The sequence below is a fragment of the Yersinia sp. 1252 StPb PI genome, from assembly GCF_048593885.1.
Taxonomy (GTDB): Bacteria; Pseudomonadota; Gammaproteobacteria; order Enterobacterales; family Enterobacteriaceae; genus Yersinia; species Yersinia enterocolitica_E.
On the sequence record NZ_JAZGQE010000204.1, the window covers coordinates 1 to 7,691 of the forward strand.

The following is a 7,691-nucleotide window of genomic DNA, read 5'->3' on the forward strand; positions in this document are numbered from 1 at the left end:
TTTTATAGGATGATATATCAGTATTTACTAATGCATTGGCTTACAGATAGTCACCGTTTAGCGAAAATAATCCAATAAATTAATTAACCTTGTTCTAGAGTATTACAATGCCATTTGTCACTCACGGCGTTGCTTTACTGTCATAAATACGCCTCCACACCCAGCTTAGCATCTTGGCGGTATCACCCGACTCAGGCAATTGGGTAATTTCTGCTGCTGCTGCCCAGTGGCCACCTTCATCTATGCCAGCAATGTCATAGCGGAAAAAATAATCGGGCTCTAACCCCATTCGCAGATCTGCAAGGGTTAGCCGAAGCTCGCCATCCTCACGTCGCTGAGCGTGAGCGGCGATAAACCCATGTGTGAACCACAATAGACGTTTCAACTGCGGTACGGATGTCAACTGCGCCAACGCCTGGTTGTCGCTTTCGTGAAAAGTAAATTGCATCGCTCCCCGATCCGCGACAAGGGACCGGTCACCGAGCCAGTAGCCATCCGGTACCATCACAATCACCCGCCAAACCAGCGTGTTGAACGGAAGCGGTGTAGAAAAACGCGGGGCATTCTGCAAGTTCAGAACAGCCAGGCTTGGCGAGGCTACCCGGTCAACCAGAGATTTGGCGGCAACACTCCAAGCCAGGTAGGCCGAGCTCACGAGCAAGCCTGCTACCAACCAATTGCGTGCCGCCCTGTCTCGGCCTGAGCCACTCGTTTGCTGCTCAGTTTTATGTGGTGAAAGCTGCCAGGCAGCCATAACCCCTATCAGCAACGGCACTGTATACAACGGATCAATGACGAAGATTGTCGCCCACATGACGGGTGGGGTCTTCATGGGCCATAACACCTGCGTACCGTAGACGGTAAAGGCATCCAGCAACGGATGTGTTATCAGGGCCAGCCAGATCGCCAACAGCCACCGCAACGGGGCACCTCGAACCAGCGAACTGCGAGACTTGAGTAAGAGCCAAAGCAGCAATCCCAACAACGTTAGCATCAAGAGTGAATGCGATGGACCACGGTGCCAGGTCACTTCTGTAACCACATCACTGCTGAACACTTTGAACCAGAGCACGTCCAGATCGGGCAAAGTACCAAGTACTCCACCCGCCAGTATTGCCTGGCGTCGATGATGCGGGGGGACGACAAGTGCGGCGACACTGCTGCCAAGAACAATCTGAGTTAATGAGTCCATGGCAAACTCCAACGGCTTGGTTTACTGATCTGTTGGGCATCTTGTGCCTTTATCCATCGGTCATGCAGCCATTGTTCCGTTTTGCGGCGAGCGAGCAGGGTTGCCCATTCCAGATCGCGCTCGAACAGCATCGGTTTCTCATCGCTACCGATGATGACCCAGAACCAACGCCCATCAGCCAGATTGCGTGCCTTGAATTTTAAACCGGTGAGTTGAACGGTCTCGTTACGGCCTGCGTGTGATAAGCGAATAGGTTCATCATGGAGAGTAACAGACGCTCTCCCCAGGCTGGTCAGCAAGTCGGGCGCAGCCTTACGCAAGAACTCTGCCGCAATCTGCTCAGCGCGCTCACCAGGCGGTAACGGTTTTCCCACCAGGTCGAGCGAGATGTTGGCAAAACCCTTGAGTGTGCCATCGGCGGCGATCACCGTACTAAAGTGTTCTCCCTCCAGGAAGGCATTGCGCTCATCGCGCCTCTCGTAACGGCTGAGTGCGGCGGGCTGACCATCCAGAGTGACCGGACGCTGACTGGTTTGATGATGAGTATCTGGGATGCTGATCGGGTTATCTCCAACCGCACCGGAGGCTGTTTGCAACGCGAAAGCAGACAGAGCAGTGGTAAGCCCTAGACTGATGCGGAACACCAGGATCCAACGGCAGGAAGTCAGGACTGAAGAGAGCGAAAAACAGATAGAATTCATGATTTCCTCGTGGATGAAGCAAGCGATGCACTGCCCGCAACGCAGACAGTGGCCAGTAAAAGTGCCACCGCAAGCCCCACCAATAGCGGGACGAAGCCGGGCACCCAGGACAGGATAAATGGACCGATGCTGGCACCGATAAACAGGACAAAACCATTGAGGGCCATGCCCGCGGCGCGGTTAGGTACCGCCAGATCACCAAACTGGGTGATCATTGCCGGGATAGCGAGAGCGACGCCGACCACGAAGACCAGACTCCCAATGGCAATACCAGTCAGCGATTGCGCTAACACAGCCTCTAGGGCCAAGCCCACGGCCGCAACCAGATAACCTGCTCCCGCAACGCCCGGCATCCCGATCCGAGCAGCAAGCGGCCCGACCAGCAACGCCATGAACATCCCTGGCAATCCAACCAGGCGCAGTGCAATGACTGTGGCAGGAGAAAGGTTCAAGCCCGCCAGATGCGGCCCCAACGCCGTATACATCGCAACGAAAGACAGGAGAAGTGTGATGTGTGCAAATGACAGCAGCAGAATGGCAGGCCGCACGGCAATCTTGCCCAATGCCACGAAACGATGGCCCAGATGACCCTCAACGATAGTGCGTGCCGGTTCCTTTATCATCAACGCAATTAATGGAAGCATGACCACAAGACCGCCTCCTGTGATCAGAAATACCCAGAACCAATCCCATCGTAACGCCACCCAGGCCGCGAACACTTGCCCAAGGATACCCGCCACGAGGAAAGACGTAGACATGGCCCCGATGGCGGTTGCTCGGTGACGTGTCGGCACCGCTTCCGCAAGATAGGCCAGTGCTACGGGGGCAAAACTGGACGCAGCCAGCCCCTGTAACATCCGAAGTCCCGCCAACCATGGCAGCGAAGGCACGAAGGCGCAGGCAAGTGTGGCAATCGACAGGGCGCTCAGCCCCATCAGCATCACTGGCCGACGACCATACTGATCCGATAACGGCCCCCAGAGCAGGAACCCGCCAGCATAGGCCAGGCTGAAACAAGTGGCCAGCGCGAACGAGACGGCCCCCGGTGTTGCCGGACTGAAAGAGTGACCGACGTACGTCAGCAAAGGGATTGCCAGGTAAAGCTGGGTCAGCACCAACAGGGCGACCGCGACCAGTAGCGTGACACCCGGCCCACTCGCGTAATGAGCTGGCCCGAGGTGAGGGGGCTTGCTGAAGGTCTCATCAGCCAAGCCTGAGACTTGCGTATTTTCAGCCATGGAACCCTGCTTCCGATATCGGTACAGCACCCCCAACGATGACGGAATGTACCTGACGTGCAGTATGCAGTTCCCAGAATTGGTCAGCGATGTCCATTGGTGCGACGGTATCACTTTTACCCACACCGCCCGGTGTTCCCTCAACGAAGCCGTTGACGATCACCTCACCGACATGAATGTCATGTGACGCGAGGGTATGCGCCAGAATATGGGTCGTTTTACGTTGAGCTGCAACGCTGATGGCAATCGCAGCATAATCGATGGCGAACGCATTGATTTGTGGGTCATCGAGCGCCATGACGCCGCTGGTAACCAGTACGGTACCTTTTGATGCCGCAAGGTCGTTCATGCTCTCTTGTACGGCAGTGATGTAGCCAACAACGCGGAGATCGAAACTCTTGCTCAGATCTGCGGGCTGAGTGGACAGCAGGTCACCTTCGATATCGAGAAAAACGTTCCAGTGCAGGATACCTATAGGCCCCATTATCTCATGTACGTCCGTGACGGCATGTCGAATCGCTTTACTATCGCTCAGATCGGCTGGGAAAGCGCGAGCCTGGATGCCTTCGGCGGTCAATTCCGTTACCGCATCAGCGAGACGCTGAGCATTGCGCGCAATCAAGGCTACGGGATGACCCGCCTTACCAAAACGGTGAGCGACTGCATGGGAAATACCCGGGCCATATCCACAGATGAGGATGGTGTTTTTCATAGTTCAGACTCCGATTATAAAGTAAAATTACAACTCCAACGTTTTAGTTGGAAATAACTATAGTATGATTACGTGATAGCAACAACCCATAAATGAGAGAGAAGAAAAATGGCTTGGGATACTGAAGGGACGAAACGCAAAATTCTGGACGCGGCGATGACCGAATTCGCCCGACTCGGACCCGATGGCACTACCCTTGAGCGGGTTGCCAAGTTGGCCGGGGTAAACAAGGAGCGTGTTTATAATTACTTTGGCGATAAGCGAGCGCTGTTCTCAGCCGTATTACGTAGTGAGTTGGCCAAGGTGGCATCGGCGTTGCCCATTACATCCTTTGCGGTTGAAGATATTGGCGATTACGCTGGCCGTGCTTACGATTATCACCTCGACAATCCTGAACTGAGTCGGCTCATGCGCTGGGAAGGGTTGATATTCAGTGATGAGGTGCCGGACGAAGAACAGCGACGCGAATACTATGGATACAAGATTCAGGCCGTGAGCGATGGGCAGCGCGAGGGAATAGTTACCCAAGCCATTGGGGCAGATCATCTGGCTTTTTTGGTGTTAGCCTTGGCCGGATGGTGGTCTGCCGTTCCACAGGTCGCGCGCATGTTAACGGGACCAGATAGCGCAGAAGAACATGCCAGACGGAGATCCTCTGTCATAGAAGCTGCCCGACGTTTGGCGTCTGCCCCATAAAGTTATTCGACCGCTAGCTTTTGCGTACTGTCGACGAACTCAGAAAGAACTAGAGGCAATGTAAGCCTAAATAGCGGCCTTAACTTTCTTCTCTAAACGGAAATCAGGGGTTCTCGACATCCCGGTTTTGCCATAACCCGCTTTTTTGTTAATAAGAATAATAGTCATGTCTGATTTCATTTGTGGTTTTCGCCCTGACTTAATTTTGGTAGTCATTGCAGCGGCACAACCGCCATTTGCCTTCTCCAGGATAGGTCGATGCTCGGCCTCAGCGACGGCAGCTAATATCTGGTGGCCTACTGTGCAAGCGTCTATTGATTAGCACATATGTAATAGTATAACATTACACTTGTGCTATTCAACAAGGAGCTATTGATGTCTAAAAAATATAACTACCTATCCATAATTGCATTGAGTGTTTGTGTTTCATTGATCAGTTTTAAATCATTTGCGCACGGTAAACATAGCCACTCACATGAGCACCATCAATCGGATACTGCACGCACGGCAAGTGAAGGCATCTTTGCAGACAAAGATGTTAAGGATAGGGGGCTGAGTGATTGGGATGGGGTCTGGCAATCGGTTAATCCCTATCTATTAAAAGGGGATCTGGATTCGGTACTCGTTAATAAAGCGAAAAAAAATAAAGATAAAACGCTTACAGAATACCGAGAGTATTACCGCCGGGGCTACCATACTGATATCACTATGATTGGTATAGAGAATAACACTATTGATTTTCACACCTCAGATGCCGTTAATTCATGTAAGTATAGCTACTCTGGCTTTAAAATAATGCACTATGACTCTGGGAAGAAGGGAGTACGCTATTTATTCGAATGTAAAGATGCTAACTCACAAGCACCAAAATTTGTCCAATTCAGTGACCATATAATAGAACCACAAAAATCCCATCATTTTCATATTTACACGAGCAATGAGTCGCATGAAGCATTGCTTAAAGAAATGGATAACTGGCCAACGTTTTATCCAATCACATTAGGCAAAGATGAAATAGTTCACGAGATGTTGCATCACTAAAGTTAGTGTTGTCGATTATTTCCAGTAAGAGAAGACCATGCATCCGCATGGTCTTTTTGTCTGTTATTCAAGCGAGCATTTGGGTCGGTAGGCCAAACATTGACCCATTTGATTTTGTATTCGTCGCAGATGAGTGACGCACACAGCTACATACACCCGCAATTTTTATGGTTATCCGGTAGGATGCATAGCGACTAAATCTCAAAATGTGATATTTATAAAACATCTTTTCATTAAAATTGAAATTTTGTTTTTAGAGTGCTATGTTCTGCACAGTCAAGTCTAACTATCACACCCAATGGGCCACAGCTCATTGGCGCAAAGGAGAGAACATAATGAAAATTGCACTGATGATGGAAAACAGTCAGGCAACTAAAAACGCCATAATTCTGAAAGAGCTGAATGCTGTAGCCTCGGAAAAAGCGTACCCGGTATACAACGTGGGCATGAGTGATGAAAACGACCATCACCTGACTTATATTCATCTGGGGATCATGGCCAGCATTCTGCTCAATTCTAAAGCAGTGGATTTTGTGGTTACTGGCTGTGGTACAGGCCAAGGCGCAATGATGTCATTAAACATCCATCCAGGTGTTGTATGTGGATATTGCATCGATCCTGCTGACGCTTTCCTGTTTGCTCAGATCAATAACGGTAATGCATTGTCACTGCCATTCGCCAAAGGTTTTGGCTGGGGTGCTGAATTAAATGTGCGTTATATCTTTGAAAAAGCGTTTACTGGCGTGAAGGGGGAAGGTTACCCGCTGGATCGTAAAGAGCCGCAGGTACGTAATGCGGGTATTTTGAACCAAGTGAAAGCTGCGGTAGTGAAAGAAAACTATCTCGATACACTGCGCTCTATTGACCGTGAATTAGTGAAAACCGCAGTAAGCGGTGCACGTTTCCAGCAGTGCTTCTTTGATAACTGCCAAGTTGAAGAGATTAAAGCTTTCGTGAAAGAAGTACTGGCGTAACGATAGCCTCAAGTGCTGAAGAATAAAACAAGGCTCCTGAACAGGAGCCTTTTGCTTATTTGATACCGCTAAAACACTTGACGACTACTTACACCGTGGTCTGCTAACACTTAGGCGCTGCCCCTTGTGGTGGCAGATAGCGTAGTGGATCAAGTGCGGTTGCCCGGTAACGGATTTGGAAATGCAACATTATCGTGTCTGTTCCGGTGCTGCCCATGGTGGCTATTTTTTGCCCCGCTTTTACATCTTGAGCAATATTCACTAGCATGGTGTCGTTATGGGCATAAGCGGTGATGAAATCCTCACCGTGTTTAATCATTATCAGGTTGCCATAACCACGTAACTGATTCCCGACATACACAACTCGCCCTTTGGCCGACGCGTAGATTGGTTGCCCACGTTTAGCCGTAATATCAATGCCTTTATTACCACTGTCGGCGGTGGAGTAGCGCGATATTATTTGGCCATTAGTCGGCCAGCGCCAGCATCGATTCGCACCCGGTGGTGGTGTCGATGCAGCGAGTACAGTATTTGAGGATTTACGCTTCGTTGATGTTAGCCGCCCGGACGCAGCAGCACCGCTGAGCTGAAGTTTTTGCCCAACCTCAAGTCTATAGGGGTGGCGGAGCCTGTTGATGCGGGCAAGGTCACTCACTTCGCTATCACTGATCCATGCAATAAAATAAAGTGTGTCACCTGACTTAACAGTATACGATTTATCGTTATAACTGCCTTTTGGCAGTTTGGTGTAGTCACGATTGGATTTGTTTGAGCACCCAGCCAATAGCAAGACAACCATTGCGTATACCGCCAACCATGGCCACCACTGAATTCTACTTTTAGTGTTCAAAACTTTTCCTTTATCGCCGTGATATCAAACTCCCTCAGCCAACTATATTAACATTTGAACTATAAGGTTCAAAAGCCTGTGTAAGATTATCGTTTAGGATTGGTGGTAATTGGCAGACTAAAATGGCTCACAATTTCTTGTGAGCCGGGGGAAACCCATAGAATTGTGTGGATTAGTGGCTTCTTACGTATTACCGCTTTCCAATGGAGTGCAGCACTCTGGCAGAGAGTCGCCTTTGCTGTTTACTAGCCATGATAATGATGGGCTGAAAAGCATGTAATATTTAT

Annotated in this window: 8 protein-coding genes; 3 read left to right on the forward strand and 5 right to left on the reverse strand. The window is 50.1% G+C overall.

The genetic code is table 11. The features are described from left to right. Window positions 1-121: 121 nt before the first annotated feature. Genes V2A85_RS20385 through V2A85_RS20400 form a run of 4 tightly spaced genes read right to left on the reverse strand, consistent with a single transcriptional unit; the run spans window position 122 to window position 3,843 of the window. A complete protein-coding gene (locus tag V2A85_RS20385) occupies window positions 122-1,192 on the reverse strand; it encodes a metal-dependent hydrolase (protein ID WP_372558869.1) in 1,071 nt (356 codons plus the stop codon). Next, entirely contained in the window at window positions 1,180-1,893 is a 714-nt protein-coding gene (locus V2A85_RS20390; protein WP_420072211.1) for a hypothetical protein, read from the reverse strand. Before V2A85_RS20390 ends, V2A85_RS20385 begins: the two co-directional genes overlap by 13 nt. Next, entirely contained in the window at window positions 1,890-3,131 is a 1,242-nt protein-coding gene (locus V2A85_RS20395; protein ID WP_420072212.1) for an MFS transporter, read from the reverse strand. The genes V2A85_RS20390 and V2A85_RS20395 overlap by 4 nt, the downstream gene beginning before the upstream one ends. Beyond that, window positions 3,124-3,843 (reverse strand): SDR family NAD(P)-dependent oxidoreductase, encoded by a 720-nt coding sequence (locus V2A85_RS20400; protein WP_420072213.1) that lies wholly within the window; start codon window positions 3,841-3,843, stop codon window positions 3,124-3,126. The genes V2A85_RS20395 and V2A85_RS20400 overlap by 8 nt, the downstream gene beginning before the upstream one ends. A 108-nt stretch (window positions 3,844-3,951) precedes the next feature. Between V2A85_RS20400 and V2A85_RS20405 the strand changes: the two genes are divergently transcribed. The 3 genes from V2A85_RS20405 (at window position 3,952) to V2A85_RS20415 (ending at window position 6,554) form a co-directional block, all read left to right on the forward strand. Then, the gene (locus V2A85_RS20405) at window positions 3,952-4,539 is read left to right on the forward strand and encodes a TetR family transcriptional regulator (RefSeq protein WP_042569675.1); all 588 of its coding nucleotides are present in this window, start codon (window positions 3,952-3,954) and stop codon (window positions 4,537-4,539) included. Between the two features lie 375 nt (window positions 4,540-4,914). Continuing rightward, window positions 4,915-5,580, forward strand: coding sequence for a metal-binding protein ZinT (gene zinT, locus V2A85_RS20410; protein WP_420072214.1), 666 nt, complete (start codon window positions 4,915-4,917; stop codon window positions 5,578-5,580). 335 nt (window positions 5,581-5,915) lie between these two features. Then, window positions 5,916-6,554 carry an RpiB/LacA/LacB family sugar-phosphate isomerase gene (locus V2A85_RS20415; protein ID WP_005185124.1) on the forward strand — a complete coding sequence of 213 codons (639 nt, stop codon included), beginning with the start codon at window positions 5,916-5,918 and terminating at the stop codon, window positions 6,552-6,554. A 103-nt stretch (window positions 6,555-6,657) separates the two neighbouring features. Here the strand turns inward: V2A85_RS20415 and actS are convergent, their stop codons facing one another. Continuing rightward, window positions 6,658-7,386 (reverse strand): amidase activator ActS, encoded by a 729-nt coding sequence (gene actS, locus V2A85_RS20420; protein WP_420072215.1) that lies wholly within the window; start codon window positions 7,384-7,386, stop codon window positions 6,658-6,660. Window positions 7,387-7,691: the final 305 nt, after the last annotated feature.

Coding starts and splice junctions, on each gene's coding strand:
- V2A85_RS20395 (WP_420072212.1), bottom strand. CDS start 3,131: ATGGCTGAAAATACGCAAGTCTCAGGCTTGGCTGATGAGACCTTCAGC.
- V2A85_RS20415 (WP_005185124.1), top strand. CDS start 5,916: ATGAAAATTGCACTGATGATGGAAAACAGTCAGGCAACTAAAAACGCC.
- zinT (WP_420072214.1), top strand. CDS start 4,915: ATGTCTAAAAAATATAACTACCTATCCATAATTGCATTGAGTGTTTGT.
- V2A85_RS20385 (WP_372558869.1), bottom strand. CDS start 1,192: ATGGACTCATTAACTCAGATTGTTCTTGGCAGCAGTGTCGCCGCACTT.
- V2A85_RS20405 (WP_042569675.1), top strand. CDS start 3,952: ATGGCTTGGGATACTGAAGGGACGAAACGCAAAATTCTGGACGCGGCG.
- V2A85_RS20400 (WP_420072213.1), bottom strand. CDS start 3,843: ATGAAAAACACCATCCTCATCTGTGGATATGGCCCGGGTATTTCCCAT.
- V2A85_RS20390 (WP_420072211.1), bottom strand. CDS start 1,893: ATGAATTCTATCTGTTTTTCGCTCTCTTCAGTCCTGACTTCCTGCCGT.